We start from the raw sequence: 20289 nt of genomic DNA, 5'->3' as shown, positions 1-20289 counted from the left end.
AACGATGTTAAAGGAAAGCTACCCCTATTATCTAGCGAGTGAACCACATTATGCTAATACCGACCTGGATGTAACTAACAAATACACCCAAGAGGTAGCGACCAAGGTTGCGTTAGCAGATGCGGGTGTTATTGACAAAGCTATTGCTGCTGCTGAAAAAGCCCAGCCTGCAATGGCGGCGATGGCACCTTATGAGAGACAAGCCGTATTAGAGCACTGCGTGAAGCGCTTTACTGAGCGCGCAGACGAACTGGCGCAAGCATTGTGCATTGAGGCAGGAAAGCCAATCAAAGATGCGAAAGGCGAAGTAAGTCGCCTTATCGACACGTTTAAAATTGCCGCTGAAGAGTCAGTGCGCATCAATGGCGAGACGGTCAATTTAGAGATATCAGCCCGCGCAAAGGGCTATCAGGGTATGACCAAAAAAGTACCTATTGGCCCATGTTCGTTTATATCGCCGTTTAATTTTCCGCTTAACCTAGCTGCCCACAAAGTAGCGCCAGCTATCGCTGCGGGCTGCACATTTGTTCTTAAGCCAGCGTCGCGCACTCCTATTGGCGCACTTATTATTGGTGAAGTACTAGCGGAAACAGACTTACCAAAAGGCGCATTCTCAATTCTGCCGTGTAGTCGTGATGGCGCTGATTTGTTCACTACAGACGAGCGACTAAAGCTGCTTAGCTTTACTGGTTCACCCGATGTGGGCTGGGCGCTTAAAGCAAAAGCTGGAAAGAAGCCTGTAGTGTTGGAACTTGGCGGTAACGCAGCGTGCGTGGTTGACGAAGATGCCGATATTGAAGACGCCATCGACCGCGTCATTGTGGGCGCTTATTATCAATCTGGACAAAGCTGTATCAGTGTTCAGCGTCTGTTAGTGCACAGCAAAATATATGATGAATTTAAATCTCGCTATGTAGAAAGAGTGAAAGCGCTAGTATCTGGCGATCCATCTGACGAAGATACGTTTATCGGCCCAATGATTTCTGAAGGGGAGGCTGAACGCCTCCATGGCTGGATTGAAGAAGCGAAAGACAAAGGGGCAACTATCCTGTGTGGTGGTACTCGAGACGGTGCCATGCTTCAAGCTACGGTCATGGAAAATGTACCGAAAGATTGCGATGCCAGTGCCGAAGAAGCGTTTGGCCCGCTATCCATCTTAGTGCCGTTCGATGACTACGACGAAGCACTTAACGAAGTGAATAACAGTCGTTATGGGCTCCAAGCCGGTGTGTTTACTCGCGATATTTATAAAGCACACAAAGCATGGGACGTGCTAGAGGTTGGTGGCGTCGTCATTGGCGATGTGCCAAGCTGGCGCGTAGACAATATGCCGTACGGCGGTGTGAAAGACTCAGGTCTTGGACGCGAAGGAATTCGCTACGCCATTGAAGATATGTCTGAAACTCGACTTATGGTAATTCGAACACCACAATAATTTGGTGAGTTTTCAGCTAAGTAAACTTAACTGACGTTACACTGCTAACGCAGTAAAAAAAGGGCATGTTATCCGACATGCCCTTTTCATTACTTCAATTCACTGAATACAACGATGTAGATTGTAAATTATACCGTTTAGCTCATTGCACGTTTCCCAAAGGTGCAGATAAATGCCTAATCGGCTGCATATTCTTCCAATAGTGACAGCGGGATAATATCCAGCGCTTTTTCATGCGTCGCTTCAAGACGAACTTTAGGTGCCACTCCGGCTTCATAAGCTTGTAACCAGCGAGCCGCGCACAAACACCACCTGTCTCCGGCAAGCAGACCGGGAAATGTCATGCTAGGCCAAGGAGTAATAAGATCATTTCCTTGTCGTAATGAAAACTGAAGAAATTCATCGGTTACTATGGCGCAAACGCTGTGGTTGCCCACATCTGCATCTGGGACATAACAAAACCCTTCTCTAGTAAAACCCGCATTCCCGCAACACAGCTGCAGTGGACGACCATAAACATTTTTTGCGTTTGCCAAAATCAGAACCCTCTTTTACAACGTATCTTTATATTGATGTCGCTTTGTCAAAACATAAGAATGTAAATCGCGTCAAGTCTATAACCCTATTCTGCTCACCTTATGGCCCTAAGTATTGAGGGTCAAGTGTGAAGCCATAGTGTAATTACGTTTAAAGGTAAAAAATCGTGCTCGATAAAAGCAAAAAAACAGGTGGAAGTAATTTCTCTGAGGATGAAATCGCGCGCTTTGATGCGCTCGCCGAATCATGGTGGGATCAGAAAGGGAAATATAAAACCGCTTTAGATTTTAATAGGGCGAGATTAGATGTCATTAAAGCGCAGATAGAAAATCATTTCGGAAAGGGTAAATTACCCCCAGACTATTCAACTCTGTCAATGATTGATATTGGCAGTGGTGGGGGCCTTATCAGTGAGCCCTTAGCAAAATTGGGCGCTCATGTAACAGGCATAGACGCCAGCGCGGTCAGCGTAGAAGTTGCCAAGCGGCATGCCGAAAAAAGCGGTGTGGATGTTAATTATAGACATATGCTCTCCAGTGAAGTTGTGGGCGAAGGACTTCAATATGATGTCGTAATTAATGCTGAAGTGGTCGAGCATGTACCAGATCAACAGCAACTGATAAAGGAATGTGCGAGTTTAGTGAAACCAGGCGGACTTCTTATTTTAGCCACATTAAACAGAACGTTTAAAAGCTATATCATTGCAATTGTTGGCGCTGAATATGTTATGCGCTATTTGCCCGTTGGTACTCACGATTGGAGAAAATTCGTGAAACCTAGCGAGTTACAACAGTGGGTCGGGGATGCGTTTTCCTTAAAATATCAAGTAGGAATGAAATTAAACCCGTTAAAAGGTGAGTGGTTAACGACACCAAGTCTTGCCGTAAACTTTATTCAAACCTATTCCAGAGATGAATAGCTGGCTATAAATTATGCTTATGCTCTGTATGAAAGATGGAAATGGTATTATGAGGCATACCCAATAGCTAGCGCTAGCTAACTGAATTCGCAAACTATTGTCTAGACGGCATGGCTAGAAATGACGTGTATTTGCGGGAGCGCTTTATTAAAAGTTGTTAGTAAAGCTTGATCTTTACATTGTGTTTACATAATCATAACAAAGGTCTGACCACAGACCAGGTATTTACCAAAATTATGGGGCACACACTATGACACGAAGCAAATACACACGAATAATCCAAACACGAACCAACCACACGCGACTAAATCAAACGAGAAAAAGCACCTTCGCGGCTATATTGACGTTGCTCTGCTTGTTTGTAGGCTTTTCTGGACAAGCGCATTCAAGCACATACGCAAAAACTAAACACCCAATTGTACTTGTTCACGGATTATTTGGGTTTGAAGATATTTTATTTGTCGATTATTTCTACAAGGTTCCGCATAAACTCAGCCGAAACGGCGCTGTGGTTTATATTGCCGAAGTCTCACCAGCTAATTCTACGGAAGTGCGCGGCGAACAGCTGTTAGAATACATCGATGAAGTTTTAGCATTGTCTGGTGCTGACAAAGTAAATCTAATTGGTCACAGCCATGGGGGACCAACAGCGCGTTACGCTGCCAGTGTCGCGCCTGAAAAAGTTGCCTCGGTAAGTTCGGTAGCAGGTGTAAACTGGGGAAGTAAAGTAGCCGACCAATTGCGAGATGCCTTTTCAGAGGGCTCTGTTGGTGAAGGTGCAACTGGGCTTGTCGTCGATGCATTTGCCAATATTATCGAAATTGCTTCGGGCTCAGACCCAAGAGACAAGCCTACCGATTCAATTGCCGCCCTTAATTCACTCTCAACTGCTGGTTCAGTGGCCTTTAATCAGCAATACCCAGAAGGGATGCCAACGGCATATTGTCGTAACGATGGCAAAATGCTCGCTGAAAACGGTGTTTATTATTTCTCGTGGAGCGGCGGAAAAACTTACACTAATGCGTTAGATGTTGTAGATCCATTTTTGGCGATAACTGGCACTGCGTTTAAAGAGCCAAACGATGGGTTGGTCTCAACCTGCAGTTCACATTTAGGTAAAGTGCTCAAAGATAACTACAAGATGAATCATCTTGATGAGGTCAATCAGAGCTTCGGCATCACACATTGGTTTGAAACCAACCCCGTTGATGTTTTTGTTCGCCAAGCAAACCGTCTCAAAGGCCTAGGCCTTTAATGAGGTATATACCTTGAATTGGCGTTTTATCACCGCAGGAGGGCTGAGTGCTCTCCTTATCGTTGGCGTTCTCTACTATATCAACTCAGACTTTATCGTGTCAGAAACGGGCGCGACTTTGCCGAATGCAAAAGATAACCTTAAAGGTGAAGACGAGTTCGACAAAGAAAGGGCGAGCCAACAAGACGATTCAGGCGTTCACGCGACAAACTATATTTCTGAATATAAGACTGATTCAACTGATACTAGCCTTGAAGTCTTCATCTTAGATTACACAACAAAAGACATCTTCGACCGCTTTATATTCGAGCGAACCTCCGAACTCCCCCATGTGGTTAAACTTGACTATTCGAACCATACTATATCGAAATATACAGAGGAGTCTGCCCATACAGCAGCAGATTTATTTTCTCGCTACGTTGATTATAAGGTGGCGCTATCGTCTGTGGAATTAGAGATAGACCTGTCCGCGCACAATTTACGAGATGTAACCTTTAAGTTAGATGAGCGAGAAAACATACGGCGTAGGTATTTTACCGACAACGAATATCACTACTTATTCAGTCAAGAGGCACAAGTCGACGAAGCGGCATTGGCAAGATTGAGCATTGCTCAGGAAGACACGCTTTCAAAAGAAGAGAGAAAAGCGCTTATAGTAGACGCCCTGAAGGCGGGAAATCCCGCTGAGCGCAACGCCTTTCAACCTACATTGAATATGCACCGCATCAATGAAATTAAAAACACGTATAGTAATGTAAATGATCGCTTCAATGCTGTGGCTGCTGAATTTGGAACACAGGTCGCCCAGCGCTTTGCGAAAACGTGGGAAGAGCGAGCTCATTGGCAGGCAAAAGTAGAAGCATACACACGTTTTAGGGATGGGTTGATGGAGCAAGGGCTTTCACCTGAAACGATGAGTGAGTCGCTTACGGAATACCAAAGGCAGCACTTCACTGCGAACGAGATTAAACGTCTTAAGGTGCTTACAGCGCGATGACAAGGCAAGCAGATACAAAGCACAGTGAGCGTGCAATGATATGGTAAGACCATAAAAACGCTGAATAGTGTCACCGCTATACGAAGTGATTTGAAAGCGTGCAATACTCTTACTAATCTAGATTTTGTTTATTAACTTACACCGTTAATTTCAACGTTATTTCTACCGAAATTTCCATTGTTATTTCGCGAGGCTAGTCATATCACTATGAAAATCTATGAAACGAAGACCGCTCCTAACCCACGCCGAGTACGTATGTTCTTAGCCGAAAAAGGCATTGATGTTGACTATGTTCAAGTCGACATTCAGAAAGGGGAAAATTTAAGTGCAGAAATGCGGGCCAAAAACCCGCTGGGTAAAATTCCTATTTTAGAGCTCGATGACGGCACGTGTATTGCTGAAACCGATGCCATTTGTACTTACTTTGAAGCGCTTCAGCCAGAGCCGCCGTTAATGGGAACAACGCCAATTGAAAAAGCCACGATATCAATGTGGCAGCGGCAGGTAGAGCTTGCGTTTATGATGCAAATTGGTATGTGCTTCCAACATACTACGGGTTATTTCAAAGACCGCATGACGCCGGTACCAGAATATGGCAAAGAGGCGGGTATAAATGCGTCTAAATATCTCAATATTTTAGAGCGCCGACTTGCTGTAAAAGAATACATAGCGGGAGATGCTTTTTCTATTGCCGATATAACGGCGTTATGTGCTATGGATTTTGCCCGAGTTGTAAAAATACGTATGAGTGAAGAGCATGTTAATTTAGCCCGCTGGTACGACGCGGTGAGCAGCAGAGCGAGTGCAAAAGCCTAATGATAGATTTATATACTGCGGCAACGCCCAATGGCTGGAAAGCGTCGGTGGCTTTAGAAGAGATGGGTCTTGAATACACTGCTCATACGGTTAATTTAATGAAAGGCGAGCAGAAAACCCCTGAGTTTTTAGCCATGAACCCGAATGGACGTATACCCGTTATCGTAGATAGAAAAGCCGATGGCCACGTTGTTTTCGAGTCTGGCGCCATTATGATTTATCTCGCTGAAAAGACCGGAATGTTCTTGCCGAGTGATGCTAAGGGTAAAAGCCAGGTTATCCAGTGGCTAATGTTTCAGATGGGTGGAATTGGCCCTATGATGGGGCAGGCGAACGTATTTCATCGGTACTTAGAAGAAAAAATCCCTGTTGCTATCGAGCGATACCAAAACGAAGTTCGACGTCTGTTCACCGTGCTCGATGGCAGGCTAGAGGATCGTGAATACTTAGTAGACAACTACAGTATTGCTGACATGGCTAACTGGTGCTGGGTGCGTACTTACGAATGGTCAGGTGTTAGCATTGAAGGCTTGGATAATCTCATTCGCTGGAAGAACAGCATTGAAGCAAGGCCAGCAGCGCGACGTGGCGTAGAAGTGCCTAATAAGATAGATAAAGAGGCGCTGCTTAAAGGGGCTAAAAACGTCGTGACTAGGTAGGCTCTCTCGCTCCTTGCTTATTTGAAGAGACTAATCATACTGCGGTGCTAGCGCGTTTATTTTTCTACGAACGCGCTTATAGTCTTAATATGCTCGGGCCCAATGCCGCAACACCCTCCCACGATATCCGCGCCTGCCGCTATCCACGTTTGAACATAATCTAAGTAGCGTTCGGGTGTGACGTCGTCACGCAGTTCAGAGAGAAGCGCATTTGCTTCATGGCTACGCTTTCTTTCTGAAAAGCTATTGGCGTAAGCGCCAATGGTAATGGTAGCGTTCATCTGGCGTGTAATAGTGATTGCGCTTTCCATTTCTTCGGGCTGTGAGCAGTTAAAAAGCACGCTGTCGACATGAGATAATAGGTAAGCGATATCTGAAAGGGGCTCGCCAGAGCGAAGTGTTAACGGCTCATCTGATGAAGCGCGATTTTGCAACGAAAACGACAGCCAAACAGGACGGGAAGAAAGGGTTTTGATAAGTGATACCACTGCCTCTGCTTCCTCCACGGAGCTGGCCGTTTCAATTAACCAAATATCGATATAGGGAGCTTGGGCATCGATAAGTGGTGAAAGTATTTCACTTAGTCGACTGGCATCAAACAAATTTGGGCGATAAGAGCCAAACGCCGGTGGAATGCACCCAGCCACGGTTAATTTGCTGGCTTGCTTTGCCTGCTGAGCGGTGACGGCTTCTCTTGCTAGTCTGGCAGCGGTCTCGGCTAGTTTAAATGCTTGCTCGTTAAATGTTTTCTCGCCAATATGAAAGGGCACTAGTGCATATGCATTGGTTGTAATGACGCTGGCACCTGCTTCAAGAAAATGAGCATGAACCTCTCGGACTAATTCTGGCGTTTGCATCAGCGCTAAAGCAGACCATTCGGGTTGTCTAAAAGGCGCACCTATTCTTTTTAACTCGCGCCCCATGCCGCCATCTAGAATTGTAATGTGCTTTTCTCTCACTGGTATACCGCCCCCAACGCTGTCTTGAACTCTTAGATGATTAGTAATAGTTTGCTTGGAGCGCTAAGTTTGCACTGCCTATAGATTGCGCTTTTGCGCCTACAAGGCCAGGACTCACTTGTATCTTTGAAAGCCCCCGCATATCAAGGTGCTCCATCGCCCCTTTGGTTTTTTCAACCAGCGATTCCTTAACGTCATTAGGGATAGCACCATCTATGATTACACCCTCTACATCCAAAAGGCTCATTGCGCATTGAGCTGCAAATGCTAATCCCTTGGCGGTTTCTGAAAGCCAATAGTCAATGACGCCCTCGTCGCATGACCAGTGTGAAGGCGATTCATAAATATGTTTGCCGTTTTGCCCAGCGTCTACGAGTGCCCGTTCTAACAAATAGAGCGAAGATTGAGTAATCAACTGGCGCTGCGACGTGCCGCTAAAAAATGGTAAAGAGCCAATAGCGCCTGCATTGCCCGTTTTTCCGTTTATCAGCTGGTTATTCAAGACAAGACCACCACCTAAAAAGGTGCCGACGAAAATATATAAGAAGCTTTCGTAGCGTTTAGGATTTCCGAAAGACATTTCGGCGCTGCACGCCGCTCCAGCGTCATTTTTAATAAATACCGGTAAGTTGAGGAGGCTTTCAAGGGCGCTTTGAGGATCGAATTCTCTCCACTCTTCCAATTCATTTTTCGGAGCTCCAGCCTCCTCTGCCCAACTCCAAATCTCGAAGGGCATGGCTACGCCTAGACCCCTAACAAGGCGTTGTTGGTCGGTATCAAGATTCTTAATGAGCACGTTGAAGGCACGCTTTGCGAAATTAAGTAAATTGCTAACCGTTGGATAGTCAGACTTCTCGTGAAGTGTTGCTTTTACATTGCCTTTTAAGTCAAGCAGTGTCATGTCGAAGCTACGACGTCCCACTTTGAGGCCGACGCCAAATGCACCATTAGCGTTAATGCCAAAAGGAACCTTTGGCTGACCTACACCACCTTTAATAGGCTTTAAGCGTTTTACTAAACCATCGGCTTCTAGCTTTTTAATGATTACCGTAGCGGATTGCGCGGACAAACCGGTTAATTGAGCGATTTCAGCCTTGGGTAATGCAATACGCTGACGAATGAGCGTAAGGATTTCCCGTTCATTAGTTGAGCGCGCATCAAGTAGTAAAGGCATCCTTTGGGATGGCAGGTGAAAAGCCGTTTCAATATTCAATGTAATTACAATCTGTCCATTAAAAGAGACTAGAGTTTAATAACAAGCTAGCCGTGTATCAAATTTAAGAATTAACGTAGCGCGTGCTTCTGGGTGTCTATTTTAGACTGGTCTAAAATTACGCAAGCTTATCCTACAATTCTTTAGGATGATTTTAAATCAATTGGGTTGATTTAATTGTTTCTTTCGACAATACTATGCCCCAATTATTTAACGATTCGTTAACTTTGTGTTTTTGGCATAAATTTAAACGTCTATTTTGAACTTTGTTGAGCGAGGCTGGTATGAAAATTTTATGTTTAGGTGAAGTGCTTATTGATATGTTAAGCCAAGGTGCGGCGCCCAAAGATGGCAATATACCAGCTATGAAACCTTTTCAACCTTATGCAGGTGGTGCACCTGCAAACGTTGCTGTTGCCGTTGCTCAGCTCGGTGGTAAGAGTGCAATGGTATCAAAAGTTGGCGACGATACTTTTGGCGCATTCCTTAAAGAAATGCTTGAGCACTACAACGTTAATACAGATTTCGTGTGGACAACACAAGAAGGTAATACCGCGTTAGCATTTGTTAATTTAGATGAAAACGGCGAGCGCTCGTTCGACTTTTACGTCGATAATGCAGCACACAAGCACATTTCAGAGCAAGATTTATCGACAATCGATTGCGATAAAAATACTGTACTTCACTTCTGTTCGGGTTCGATTTCAGGCCCTGAGCTTATTCCTGGCACTGAGTTTATTCTAAACAAGGCGAAGGAAAACGGCATGATGGTGTGCTTGGATATCAATTATCGCCCAGCGTTTTGGGATGACACCGCCAACGCGCCAACGCGTATAGACGAAGCGGCGAAGAAAGTGTCTATACTAAAAGCAAGCCGTGAAGAGCTCGCGGAGCTTTATGGCGAAGAAAATGCCGATACAAAAGTGCAGCAGTGGTTAGATAGCGGCGTTAAAGTGGTGCTGGTCACTGATGGCGGCGAGCCAATTCACTATATCACTAAGTCGTTTAGCGGCACGCTAGCATCACCAAAAATGGATGTTAAAGACACCACAGCAGCGGGTGACTCGTTTATTGGTGGTTTCCTGTATTTCCTTTCTACTAAAGTAAAAAATGCCGATGAATTTGATGCATGGGCAGAAAACTTTGAAAACGTAAGTGAAGCCACTGAATTTGCTATTCGCTGCGGTGCTTACACGGTTACTCAGTACGGCGCATTTAGTGCTTTGCCTACACAGGCTAATATAGCTAAATAAGTTATTTGTCAGACTGTTAAAAAAAGAGGGTTCACGTCAAACTGAACCCTCTTTTATTTCTAAGTACTAGCAACAGCGATATTAAAAGTGCCAGGCTATTGAGCTAACTGCATTAATTGAGCCTAGTGCTTATCTGCTCTGCTTTGAAACTTGCGTTCTTCAGTGTTGACCTTAATCCATTCACCGGTGCTGATATATTCAGGTACCTGTACTACCAGACCAGTTGAAAGCGTGGCTGGTTTAGTACGTGATGTTGCCGATGCGCCTTTAATTGAAGGGTCTGTCTCTACCACTTCAAGCTCAACACTCATTGGTAAGTCCAAGGCAACCGGCACTTCGCTAACGATAACAACCTGAATGCCGTCAGTTTCCTCGTTAATGAACAAGGCTTCGTTTTCAATACTTTCTTTGTTCAAGTGATAAGGGGTGTAGTCTTCCTTATCCATAAACACATACTCGTCACCGTCTATATAAGAAAACATTGCCGGGCGACGGGTGAGGTCTGCCATATCCAATGTGTCTGAGTCTTTAAATGTTTCGTCGTATTTAGCACCCGTTACCACGTCATACATACGCATGCGATAAATACTGCCACCAGCACGGCCTTGGGGAACAGATCGTTCGATATCGCGAACAATGCACGTTTTTCCGTCAAATACCACGGTGTTATTCTTTTTAATTTCACTAGCCTTAGGCATGGCGACTTCCTATTGTTTTATTTTATTCAGGCTACAAACCCAATCATTTGTCTCTTGCCATTCTCTGCGATTTTGCATGACGAAGAAAGTGTTTTTGCGGGCTTATACCAATCCGTATAGATAAGTCTCGCTGAGTGGGGAATTATCTATGCGGACTGGTATTAACTCTCTATTAACGCTTTTACGTTAGCCAAGGTATCAGCTTCGTTGGCAGGTTTGTCCCAACGAATTCTATGTATGCGTGGAAAACGAAGTGCAACCCCTGATTTGTGCCTTGATGAAGGGTGTACAGCGTCGAATGCCACTTCTAATACGAGTTCTTTTTTTACTTCCCGCACGGGGCCAAATCGGCCCACTGCGTTTCGTCTTACCCAGTTATCCAGCTTCTTTAGCTCTTCATCGGTGAAGCCTGAGTATGCTTTACCAATGGGGAGCAGTTGATTGTTTTCCCACGTACCAAAAGTGAAATCGGAGTAAAAACTGGAACGCTTGCCGTGCCCGCGCTGGGCGTACATCATGACAGCATCAACAACCAGTGGATCGCGCTTCCATTTAAACCATTTACCCTTCGGCCTGCCGGGAATGTACTTACTATCGAGGCGTTTTATCATTAGCCCCTCGACCGCCCGGTTTTGGCAAACGTCTGTGTGCAGTTGGCGAAGGCTTTCGGGGCTGGTAGCGGTGAGGGTTTGCGATAAAAACAGGCGTTTGTTATCTGTTTTGCTGAACCATCTTTCCAATGCTAGGCGCCGAGTTTTCAGCGTTTGTTCCGTCAGGTCTTTCCCATCTAGCACTAACGCATCGTAAACAATAAGCCCAACCGGTGCAGACGATTGTAGCGCCTTACTTGGTTTCTTTTTATTTAGGCGCTGTTGAAGGGCATTAAAGGTGTCCACATCCGGCTGTACGATGGACGAAGCCTGTAAGTCGCTTTTATCACTCGTTGTATTTCCAGTAGTTATACCTTGAGCGGTTGAGCCTTCAGATAAGTTATTGTCATGTTCCACGTTGTGGATAACCAGCAGTTCTCCATCTAACACCATGTTACCGCTAACAGACTCAAGCAAGTCGGGAAATGAGTGGCTGATGTCATCGCCAGTGCGGGAAAAGAGTGCTTTTTCGGGATCATCCTCATTGGTTGTATCACTGTCAATAGACCTATCATTAAAAGCTTTACTTGACTTAACAACGAGCTGTACACGAATGCCGTCGTACTTGTTTTCAATTTGCCATGTGTTTTCAGTAAATGCCTCAATATCGCTATCTTCAATGGGATGAGAGAGCATGACCGGGTGAAAGGTTACCGCATTTTCGATTTCTGGCTTTTCAGCTTTTCCTTCTAGCCAACGAAGCATATCAACGTAAGGAGGGTGAACCGCATGCCAAAGTGTTTCTATTTCTTTGATGTCTTTGTCGCCATAATCGGCCAGTATTTGTTTTATAGAGCGAGCTGACACGCCTATACGCAAGCCTCTTGTGCCCAGCTTTAGTAACGCCCAGCGTTGGGCAGGTGTCATCACTGTTAGGTAGTTGGCAAGTGTGTCAGAGACTTTTTGCTTACTCACCGACGCGAAGGTTTCAACGACCTCGGTGAGACTAGGAAGGGAATCCGTAGGCTTACTGTATGGCCACAAATGCGCCACTGTCTCACTGACTTCGCCGACATAATCGTAGCTCATAGCAAATAAGGCGGGGTCGCTGTGTTCAGTGATGAGCTTTTTGACTGTATTGCGCTTAAAAAAATCGAATCTCAATGTGCCTGCCATAGCGGCAATGGCCCATCCACGGTCGGGGTCTGGCGTATTGGCAATGTAGTCAGCTATAAGCTGCGCTTTGGCTTTGTTTCCAGACGTGAAATACAGCTGCTCAAGTAAATGACTGAATGCTTCCACTAATCGCCTCCTTGCTCTTCTTCATCGTAACCCACAAGGGAAAGCGCCCTTGCTTTGAACCCCATTTTCTCAGCCTGATACATCAAGGCATCTTCTCTGCCGTGGGTTACCCACACTTCTTTGGGGTTTACTTCTTCAATGGTTTTTAGCAATTCGGGCCAGTCGCAATGATCAGAGATAATAAGTGGCAGTTCGGCATTTTTTTGCTTGGCACGAGCGCGAATTTGCATCCAACCAGACGCCACAACCGGACGCACGGCAGGCAAGCTTCGTGACCACCTGTCGGCGAGTGCCGAAGGGGGCGCAATGACTATCTCACCGGCGAGTGTTTTTTTATCTGCAACCGCAGATACCGGAATTAACGCACCCAAGTCTATTCCCAATTGCTTGTATAAATCGCACAGTTTTAGCTGCGCACCGTGTAAGTAAATTGGCTTGGCGTAACCCGCGTCGCGCAGTGCTAATATCACCCGTTGGCATTTACCTAATGCGTAAGCGCCTACCAGATGACATCGCTCGGGAAAAACCCGTAACGAATGAAGCAGCTTTTCAATTTCCTGTTCAATGGGCGGGTGTTTAAAAACAGGGAGCCCAAAGGTAGCTTCGGTAATCAATATATCGCAAGGGACAACTTTAAATGGCGGGCACGTTGGGTCGTGTCGACGCTTGTAATCGCCAGACACCACAACACGGTAGCCCGCATATTCAATTAGGATCTGTGTAGAGCCAAGAATGTGGCCTGCAGGATAAAACGTGACTTTCACGTCATTAAATTCAATGGTTTTTCCTAACGTTACAGCATGCTGCTGAATCGCCATCTCTTCACCGTAGCGAGTTTTCATTATAGCCAGTGTTTCTGGGCTGGCATACACGCTGTTATGGCCTGCCCGTGCGTGGTCTGCATGCCCGTGGGTGACAAGCGCTGTTGCTACTTCATTCATGGGGTCAATGTAAAACTCACCTGGTTCGCAATACAAGCCGGTATCATCAGTTTTTAGCCACGTTGATGGATGCACTACTTATCATTCCTGCCAAATTAGAGAGTGCTTGTTATTACGTAATCAGTCCCTTAAAACGACCACTTGAAGTGTGTAAGACCAATAATTCAATATGCGTGCTGAACTCATTGGCTTTACTAATTGTCACAAAATATGTCGATATGCTTTCGGATATTGCACTACATGACCTTTTAATTTAATTTCAACGCCCTACTAAAAAAGCTTCTTTGGATACTCATAATAAATAAGGATATTGCTAAATGTTACGTTTAAGCGCTTGTTTACTTGCTATTTCAACCCTTCCTGTTTTTGCCCAATCAACAGATATTCAGCATGAAGTTGCGTTAGGGTTTTCTGATGTACGTGATGCCGACGACAATTTTATTGGAGCAAGCTACCGCTACTATTTCGAATCAGTGAACATTGACCAGCAACCTTGGTCGATTAGCCCTTATCTTCAAAGAACGAACAATGTTTCCGTTGATTATTTTGGTATTGATAATATCGACAGCGTAAATGTACGAGGTGAGTGGTTTTACTCAGACGGGTTAGTTATTCGAGGTCGCTATGGACGTATAACCAACGACAGTAGGTTCTTTGACGAAACGTTAAATCGCTATGCTCTAGAAGTGTCTACCTTCGCGAATCAAAATTGGGAATACGGCATTGGTGTTGAGTATTTTCACCTTAATGAAGAGCTTTTCAGTTCCATCAATGCTGGCGTTAGCGAAAAGCGTTCTGATTCAGAATTCAGCTACAGTGCATTTGCAAGATATACGAGCTTTGGGCAACGTTCTGGTAAGTTTTCTCCAGGGTGGGATACCAAATTGAAAGCAACACAGTTTGATGGTGAGTTCTCCGTTGAGCTAGATACAGATTATTACTTCCGTCCTGATTGGAGCGTGGGAATGACCTACATTCACGAAAGCAATGAAGTAATAGGCTCTGACAACGTTATTGAATTAGGCACCCACTACTGGTTTAACCCGCATTCATCTATCGAATTTGGCTTAGGCTATGATACCGACGAGAATCAGTTGGGCTCGGCTACGTTGTTAGGAACGTTTAGATTCTAATGCGCTACTTAAGTGAGCAAGGGCCTTATTTCTAACAGGCCCTTTTTTATACTTCATCCATATAGTTGAGACAGCTTAAAGTAATAACTCGAGGGCTTGAGTGATGCTGTTGTTCTATTGAAGTAGTGTCGATAATGAATCTGCCGGTGCTGCGTCTAGCGTTGCTTTGGAGAGGTGGGGATTATCGAGTTTGAGTACGGTTCTCTCTGAAAGCTTCAGCGCTTTTTTGACATCGTTAAAATTAATGTACTTTTCAAATAACGCGGCAAAACTACCGTCTTGTCGAGCAATATTTAACCCTCTTTCAATTCGCAGCGCTAATTCAGGTTTCGACTTTGAAACGAAGAAAAACATGTAAGACGGGTAATACAATAAAACGGAAGGCTCTATGATAACGTCTGGATCGTTTAGCGATTCAGCCTCTACTATCGCTTCATGGGCTGCTCGAGGAAAATAATCGGTTTTCTATCATACCTCTTTACCTCAATGGCTTATGAAAAAGCCATTGGACCTGTTAACCTTTAGTACAGAGAAAAGGTTAGCAGGCCTAGTTATTTAGGTTACGTTTACCGTTCAGTATAGACACAATTTTCAAGATGCAAGCGACATAGTGTTAGGTGAGCTACTCTACCTCATCATGTTTCAATTTTTGCTTTTTGTAAAAACTGCGCAAATACATTGTTCGCCATAGGGCTTCAAAGGGACCTTTGTTGAAGTGCTTGGTAATAACGTTCGCTAAAATAACTTGCGCTGCAGAGAGGGCGATAGTGACCAGAAGTAAATCAAGCAACGTTACGCTGTAAATAAAGTTTGGAAAATAGGCCGGCATAATGATGCGGAAGAGCACAGCGAGTACTATTGATTGGGTTATATAGAGCGTGAACGCAACTTTGCCACAGTTTATGAGCGACTGATATAACCATGCCCCAGTATGTTTTATGTTTATCAGTACGTGAGCGTAAACCAAAGCGCAGAAAATGGCTGGAATACTAGTAAACATAGGTACTACATCTAATGTTACCTGTTCGAATAAAAATTGCAGAAGTGCAGTGATGATGGATGTGACGATAGCAACCAACACTAATTTCTTAAAAGTCAGTGACGAAAATCCGTGATTGAAAAAGCCTGTTCTATACAAGTATGCACCAAACATCATAAGCCCCATCGATTGCCACAGCATAGTGAATGGCGCGACAATAACCGTAGACAGCATAAATGACGCTTGAATACCAAGCTGCGTTAAATAGCCGCTTTGCCACAAGGCCACTTCTTCGTTAAACGTTTCACTTGGTCGTGTGGGCAGTTCACCCCCCATGTCGTAAACAAACGCCATGACGAGTCCACCAACTAACATGATTGCGCTTCCTACAATAAGATAGTTAATACTCTTCTTTTTGAGTTCACTTTGAGGAAGTGTGAAATGTTTTAAAATAAAAAATGCGCACAGGCTGTAATATAATAAGATGTCGCCGCTAAAAATAAATACGCCATGCAGTAGACCAAATACAAACAGCCATTTAAGTCTGGCTTGTGAGAAGTCTAGAAAATTGCGCCCGCGCTTTTCACAGGCCTCAAATTGTAATGCCAGACCCGCACCAAACAGCAAGCAGAACAGAGAACGAAATCGTCCATCCAAAAACAGCGTGTTGAAAAGTGAAATAATCGTGTCTGATAACAGCGGCTCCTCAAAAAACGCGTAGTTAACATAACCGTTTTGGTGGAATGTAATGTTCATGAACAGGATGCCGAGGATGGCTAAGCCTCTAACGGCGTCTATTGAATGAATTCGCATATACGGTCCTTGTAAGAAAAATCGCTAATTCGTAAAGTCTAAGAAGATCGAAAACCCTGCGCTGAAGTTTACGCTAAGACATTGCGCAAGAGCGAAGTGAAAAGTGTATCTAAACATTAAACGCGCTTAGGCTGATTATTTCCTGCACCTATCGTAAGGTGTAACAAGTAAACCTAACTAAGGTTTTGCCGTATAAGTGCTAAAAGTATTAACGATAACCATTAATGACCCCACTTCCTTCAGTCTTTGCCCGTTGGTTTGAACAAAAAGGCTGGCAACTTCGCGATTATCAACACACCATGCTGGTGGAGAAAGACCAGCATGACTGTACATTATTGATTGCACCCACTGGAGCAGGCAAAACTCTGTCCGGCTTTTTACCTAGCCTAGTCGAGCTTGCTGAGACATTTGGTATGAGTGAGCTTGCTGAGATGATAGAAGACGAGGCACCAATTGAGACCTCTGAAACGAGACAGTTTTCTAGGTTGAGTGAAACTGACGAACTCGTCGAAACAAAGGCTACAGATAGACAAGCAAAGAAACGAAAAGAAAAGGGTGGTTTCAACGGCCTACATACCCTTTACATCTCGCCGCTAAAAGCGCTCACGCAAGATATCCACCGTAATTTGTTGCAGCCCATTGAAGAAATGGCGCTGCCGATAACGGCCGAGACACGCACTGGCGATACGCCCTCGCACAAGCGCCAGCGCCAGCGTAAAAAGCCTCCAAACATACTGCTTACCACACCAGAATCGCTCATGTTGATGTTGAGCTACGCCGATGCCGATAAGCTTTTTGGCAAGCTAAAGCGTGTCATCATCGACGAAACGCATAGTTTAATGGCCAATAAACGCGGCGATTTTTTATCACTTGCTCTCGCACGGTTAAGCGTGCTTTCTCCAAACTGCAAGCGCATTGGGCTGTCTGCCACTGTAGCATTTCCCGAGACGTTGGGCGCTTGGCTGGCTGGCAGCGACAGTGTAGCTAATATTATAAAAGTGAAAGCGGGTGAAAAACCTAAAGTTGAAATGTTGCACTCTAAAGCGCGCATGCCTTTTGGTGGCTTTATGGCTCGCTACGCTATCGACGATATCTATCAAGCGATTGAGAGTGCTAAGACTACGCTGGTTTTTGTAAACACCCGTGCTCAATCAGAGCTGTTGTTTCAAATGTTGTGGGAGGCAAATAAGGCTGCGCTACCCATTGCACTGTATCACGGTAGTTTGAGTAAAGAGCAGCGCCGGAAAACCGAAGCCATGATGGCAAGCGGCATGCTGCGGGCTATTGTATGTACGTCGGCGCTTGAACTCGGTATTGACTGGGGCGACGTAGACAAAGTCATTCAAGTCGGCGCACCTAAAGGCGTAAGCAGGCTGCTGCAAAGGATAGGGCGAGCGAATCACAGGTTAGATGAGCCGAGTGAAGCGTTACTTGTACCTGCAAATCGTTTTGAGGCACTGGAATGCCAGGCGGCGATCACCGCTATTGAAAAAGGAGAGCTAGACGGCGAAAGCCCACAGCCAGGCGCGTTAGATATTATTCCCCAGTTTATCTTGAACTGTTTGTGCAGCCAGGCTGCTAGCCCTGATACTTTATATCAAGAGATTCTCACTGCTACGCCTTATCAAGGGCTAGATAGAGATGATTTCGATAAACTGTGGCAGTTTACCCAGGACGGCGGTAGCGCATTAAACGCGTATGAGCGTTACCAGCGCCTGACAAGAAACGACGATGGCACTTTTTCGCCAGCTAATCGGCGTGTTATTCAAAGGCACAGACAAAATATCGGCACAATCGTTGAAGCGGGGCGGCTTAAAGTAAAGCGAATCCGTCGAGGAAATCAAGGCAAGATTATCGGAGAGGTGGAAGAGTATTTCGCTCAACAATTAACACCGGGAGATACCTTCTATTTTGGAGGAGAGGTGCTGCGCTTTGAAGCTATTCGCGATATGCAGCTTCACGCCAAACCAGCAAAAGCCAAAGAGCCTAAAATTCCAAGCTACGCAGGTGGGCAAATGCCGCTGTCTACCTATTTAGCGGAAGGTGTTCGCGCTATCTTGGCCAATCAAAACTCATGGAAAGCATTACCTGTGCAGGTACAAGAGTGGCTTAACCTTCAGCAGGCCTTTTCTGAGTTACCTAGTCCTGAGCGGGTTTTGGTGGAGCAATTTCCATTTAGGCAAGCGCACTATACCTTGTATTACACCTTCGATGGACGAAAGGCTAATCAAACTCTAGGTATGTTGCTAACTCGGCGAATGGAGAAAATGGGCATCAAGCCTTTGAGCTTCAGCGTGACCGACTACGGATTATCGGTAGCATCAGTAAACGCCATCACGCAAAGTCAGCTTCAGCAGCTATTTCAGCCAGATATATTAGGGGACGAGCTAGAAGATTGGATGTTACAGGCACCTATGCTTAAGCGTTCGTTTAGACAAGTGGCGGTGGTAAGTGGGCTGACTGAACAGCGCTATCACGCCAGCCAAAAAACTATGAAGCAGGTTACCTTTTCAACTGATCTTATTTACGATACGTTGCGTGAACACGACCGCGACCATATTTTACTCAAAGTAGCCCGGGCTGATGCTGAGCGAGAGTTACTCGACTTGCGTCGCCTGGCAAACTTACTTATTCGCTACGTAGATTCAGCAACTCTGGTGAACCTTGAAAAACCTTCGCCCATGGCTATTCCTATAGTACTTGATGTGCGCAGTGAACAAGTAAAAGGCGCTGGTGCGCAAGCTATTATTGAGCAAGCTAATTTATACGCCGAAGCCGAAACCATGCTAGACGAAGTTCGAGCGTTGCTTTCAGGGGCTAGCGTTGAATAGGGTGAAACTTAATAGAATATTCAAACTTCGCTTTCCCATATTGACGATTTACTTCACGCCTGATGCTTTACTTAACAAACATTTGCGGTAAGTCCGTCGAACAGGAAAGCTTAATAGTATTTCGCTAAATAAACGCGCAGCTTTACCCCGGTAATAAAAACTCACAAACGAAAAATAAAGAGGATAATTTGGCAATAACCGACGCGTGGCTGACTGAAAAAGTCAGTCAGCGCCAAATCACAATTACGAAATATGCAGATTACCTGTGGTTGTTAGACGCACGCGGTGTGGCGTATTTACCCGCATGCGATTGGCTGATTGTGTCTGATCTTCACTTAGAAAAAGGCAGCTATTTACGCAGCTATGCCAACCCCTTACCCAGTTTAGATTCCACTGCCACGCTTAAGCGTCTAGAAGGCATTATTGATGATTACCAGCCTAAGCGAGTAATAAGCTTAGGCGATAGTTTTCACGATAAGCACAGTATGTTGCGCATGACCGTTGAAGACCGTCAGCACTTATGTAGGCTTGTTGATAAAGTCGATGAGTGGATGTGGGTGGAAGGTAACCACGATCCTGATTTACCCGACGGCATTCCGGGTACGCCATGTTTTGAAATAGTGCTAGATAACATGGTGTTCAGGCATGAACCAGAAATGTGCGAAACTCGTGCTCAGGTTATCGGTCACTACCATCCTAAGAATCGCACCACAATTTCTCGCCGTCGTTACTCGGGCAAATGCTTTACTAACAACGAAAATGTATTTGTGATGCCAGCCTTCGGCCAGTTCACCGGCGGGTTAGACATAGACGAAGACGTCATGCTAGCGCTTCTTCCCAAGCCGACCCGTCAGGTTTTCACGCTTTACGACAACATTATTTTTAAAGTGTGAACCACCCAAATAGGGTTAGAGTACATTTCTACCGCGGCAGAATTAAAAAAGGGGTCAGAGTCTGAG

At 45.1% G+C, this 20289-nt stretch carries 18 protein-coding genes; 10 read left to right on the top strand and 8 right to left on the bottom strand.

Features of this window, described 5'->3' with window-relative positions:
• The first annotated feature begins 4 nt into the window (after window positions 1-4).
• Window positions 5-1435, top strand: a complete 1431-nt coding sequence (locus tag GVO62_RS13880; protein ID WP_159119736.1) for an aldehyde dehydrogenase family protein — start codon at window positions 5-7, stop codon at window positions 1433-1435.
• Window positions 1436-1611: 176 nt separating this feature from the next.
• On the opposite strand, the gene GVO62_RS13875 is transcribed toward GVO62_RS13880, so the two are convergent.
• Complete coding sequence (locus GVO62_RS13875) at window positions 1612-1971, bottom strand: DUF2237 family protein (protein ID WP_120962661.1); 360 nt, start codon at window positions 1969-1971, stop codon at window positions 1612-1614.
• A 167-nt stretch (window positions 1972-2138) separates the two neighbouring features.
• Between GVO62_RS13875 and ubiG the strand changes: the two genes are divergently transcribed.
• The 5 genes from ubiG (at window position 2139) to GVO62_RS13850 (ending at window position 6618) form a co-directional block, all read left to right on the top strand.
• Window positions 2139-2891, top strand: coding sequence for a bifunctional 2-polyprenyl-6-hydroxyphenol methylase/3-demethylubiquinol 3-O-methyltransferase UbiG (gene ubiG, locus GVO62_RS13870; RefSeq protein ID WP_159119735.1), 753 nt, complete (start codon window positions 2139-2141; stop codon window positions 2889-2891).
• A 250-nt stretch (window positions 2892-3141) separates the two neighbouring features.
• Window positions 3142-4146: an esterase/lipase family protein gene (locus GVO62_RS13865; RefSeq protein ID WP_159119734.1), complete on the top strand. Its 1005-nt coding sequence runs from the start codon at window positions 3142-3144 to the stop codon at window positions 4144-4146.
• A gap of 13 nt (window positions 4147-4159) precedes the next feature.
• Window positions 4160-5143 (top strand): lipase secretion chaperone, encoded by a 984-nt coding sequence (locus GVO62_RS13860; RefSeq protein WP_159119733.1) that lies wholly within the window; start codon window positions 4160-4162, stop codon window positions 5141-5143.
• Between the two features lie 207 nt (window positions 5144-5350).
• Window positions 5351-5959 carry a glutathione S-transferase family protein gene (locus GVO62_RS13855; RefSeq protein WP_159119732.1) on the top strand — a complete coding sequence of 203 codons (609 nt, stop codon included), beginning with the start codon at window positions 5351-5353 and terminating at the stop codon, window positions 5957-5959.
• Window positions 5959-6618: a glutathione S-transferase family protein gene (locus tag GVO62_RS13850; protein ID WP_159119731.1), complete on the top strand. Its 660-nt coding sequence runs from the start codon at window positions 5959-5961 to the stop codon at window positions 6616-6618. The genes GVO62_RS13855 and GVO62_RS13850 overlap by 1 nt, the downstream gene beginning before the upstream one ends.
• A 56-nt stretch (window positions 6619-6674) precedes the next feature.
• On the opposite strand, the gene GVO62_RS13845 is transcribed toward GVO62_RS13850, so the two are convergent.
• The gene (locus GVO62_RS13845) at window positions 6675-7577 is read right to left on the bottom strand and encodes a homocysteine S-methyltransferase family protein (protein WP_373996021.1); all 903 of its coding nucleotides are present in this window, start codon (window positions 7575-7577) and stop codon (window positions 6675-6677) included.
• 40 nt (window positions 7578-7617) lie between these two features.
• Complete coding sequence (locus tag GVO62_RS13840) at window positions 7618-8790, bottom strand: ROK family transcriptional regulator (protein WP_159119730.1); 1173 nt, start codon at window positions 8788-8790, stop codon at window positions 7618-7620.
• 284 nt (window positions 8791-9074) lie between these two features.
• Between GVO62_RS13840 and GVO62_RS13835 the strand changes: the two genes are divergently transcribed.
• A complete protein-coding gene (locus GVO62_RS13835) occupies window positions 9075-10043 on the top strand; it encodes a carbohydrate kinase family protein (RefSeq protein WP_159119729.1) in 969 nt (322 codons plus the stop codon).
• Between the two features lie 122 nt (window positions 10044-10165).
• Here the strand turns inward: GVO62_RS13835 and efpL are convergent, their stop codons facing one another.
• The 3 genes from efpL to GVO62_RS13820 form a co-directional block, all read right to left on the bottom strand.
• A complete protein-coding gene (gene efpL, locus GVO62_RS13830; RefSeq protein ID WP_105932661.1) occupies window positions 10166-10741 on the bottom strand; it encodes an elongation factor P-like protein EfpL in 576 nt (191 codons plus the stop codon).
• Between the two features lie 161 nt (window positions 10742-10902).
• On the bottom strand, window positions 10903-12633 hold the full coding sequence (locus GVO62_RS13825) for a cisplatin damage response ATP-dependent DNA ligase (protein WP_159119728.1): 1731 nt from the start codon (window positions 12631-12633) through the stop codon (window positions 10903-10905).
• Complete coding sequence (locus tag GVO62_RS13820; protein WP_159119727.1) at window positions 12633-13649, bottom strand: ligase-associated DNA damage response exonuclease; 1017 nt, start codon at window positions 13647-13649, stop codon at window positions 12633-12635. The genes GVO62_RS13825 and GVO62_RS13820 overlap by 1 nt, the downstream gene beginning before the upstream one ends.
• A 242-nt stretch (window positions 13650-13891) precedes the next feature.
• On the opposite strand from GVO62_RS13820, the gene GVO62_RS13815 reads away from it, so the two are divergent.
• On the top strand, window positions 13892-14707 hold the full coding sequence (locus GVO62_RS13815; RefSeq protein WP_159119726.1) for a putative porin: 816 nt from the start codon (window positions 13892-13894) through the stop codon (window positions 14705-14707).
• A 114-nt stretch (window positions 14708-14821) separates the two neighbouring features.
• Here GVO62_RS13815 and GVO62_RS13810 read toward each other — a convergent pair whose 3' ends face one another.
• Together GVO62_RS13810 and GVO62_RS13805 are read right to left on the bottom strand one after the other, a co-directional pair.
• A complete protein-coding gene (locus GVO62_RS13810) occupies window positions 14822-15061 on the bottom strand; it encodes a hypothetical protein (RefSeq protein ID WP_236547159.1) in 240 nt (79 codons plus the stop codon).
• Window positions 15062-15329: 268 nt separating this feature from the next.
• Window positions 15330-16499: a DUF418 domain-containing protein gene (locus GVO62_RS13805; protein ID WP_159119725.1), complete on the bottom strand. Its 1170-nt coding sequence runs from the start codon at window positions 16497-16499 to the stop codon at window positions 15330-15332.
• 224 nt (window positions 16500-16723) lie between these two features.
• Between GVO62_RS13805 and GVO62_RS13800 the strand changes: the two genes are divergently transcribed.
• Both GVO62_RS13800 and pdeM read left to right on the top strand, forming a co-directional pair.
• Window positions 16724-19330, top strand: a complete 2607-nt coding sequence (locus tag GVO62_RS13800) for a ligase-associated DNA damage response DEXH box helicase (protein ID WP_159119724.1) — start codon at window positions 16724-16726, stop codon at window positions 19328-19330.
• Window positions 19331-19518: 188 nt separating this feature from the next.
• A complete protein-coding gene (gene pdeM / locus GVO62_RS13795) occupies window positions 19519-20223 on the top strand; it encodes a ligase-associated DNA damage response endonuclease PdeM (RefSeq protein WP_159119723.1) in 705 nt (234 codons plus the stop codon).
• Window positions 20224-20289: the final 66 nt, after the last annotated feature.

This window comes from Alteromonas sp. KUL150 (assembly GCF_009811475.1).
In the GTDB taxonomy this organism is placed as follows: domain Bacteria; phylum Pseudomonadota; class Gammaproteobacteria; order Enterobacterales; family Alteromonadaceae; genus Alteromonas; species Alteromonas gracilis.
The sequence above is the reverse complement of the archived record's forward strand: the minus strand, read 5'-3'. Positions and strand labels throughout refer to the sequence as shown.

Bases quoted from the DNA above. Each gene is read 5' to 3' on its own strand.
- GVO62_RS13865 (WP_159119734.1), top strand. From the start codon at position 3,142: ATGACACGAAGCAAATACACACGAATAATCCAAACACGAACCAACCAC.
- GVO62_RS13815 (WP_159119726.1), top strand. From the start codon at position 13,892: ATGTTACGTTTAAGCGCTTGTTTACTTGCTATTTCAACCCTTCCTGTT.
- GVO62_RS13810 (WP_236547159.1), bottom strand. From the start codon at position 15,061: ATGTTTTTCTTCGTTTCAAAGTCGAAACCTGAATTAGCGCTGCGAATT.
- GVO62_RS13805 (WP_159119725.1), bottom strand. From the start codon at position 16,499: ATGCGAATTCATTCAATAGACGCCGTTAGAGGCTTAGCCATCCTCGGC.
- GVO62_RS13800 (WP_159119724.1), top strand. From the start codon at position 16,724: ATGACCCCACTTCCTTCAGTCTTTGCCCGTTGGTTTGAACAAAAAGGC.
- GVO62_RS13835 (WP_159119729.1), top strand. From the start codon at position 9,075: ATGAAAATTTTATGTTTAGGTGAAGTGCTTATTGATATGTTAAGCCAA.
- GVO62_RS13880 (WP_159119736.1), top strand. From the start codon at position 5: ATGTTAAAGGAAAGCTACCCCTATTATCTAGCGAGTGAACCACATTAT.
- efpL (WP_105932661.1), bottom strand. From the start codon at position 10,741: ATGCCTAAGGCTAGTGAAATTAAAAAGAATAACACCGTGGTATTTGAC.
- GVO62_RS13855 (WP_159119732.1), top strand. From the start codon at position 5,351: ATGAAAATCTATGAAACGAAGACCGCTCCTAACCCACGCCGAGTACGT.
- GVO62_RS13850 (WP_159119731.1), top strand. From the start codon at position 5,959: ATGATAGATTTATATACTGCGGCAACGCCCAATGGCTGGAAAGCGTCG.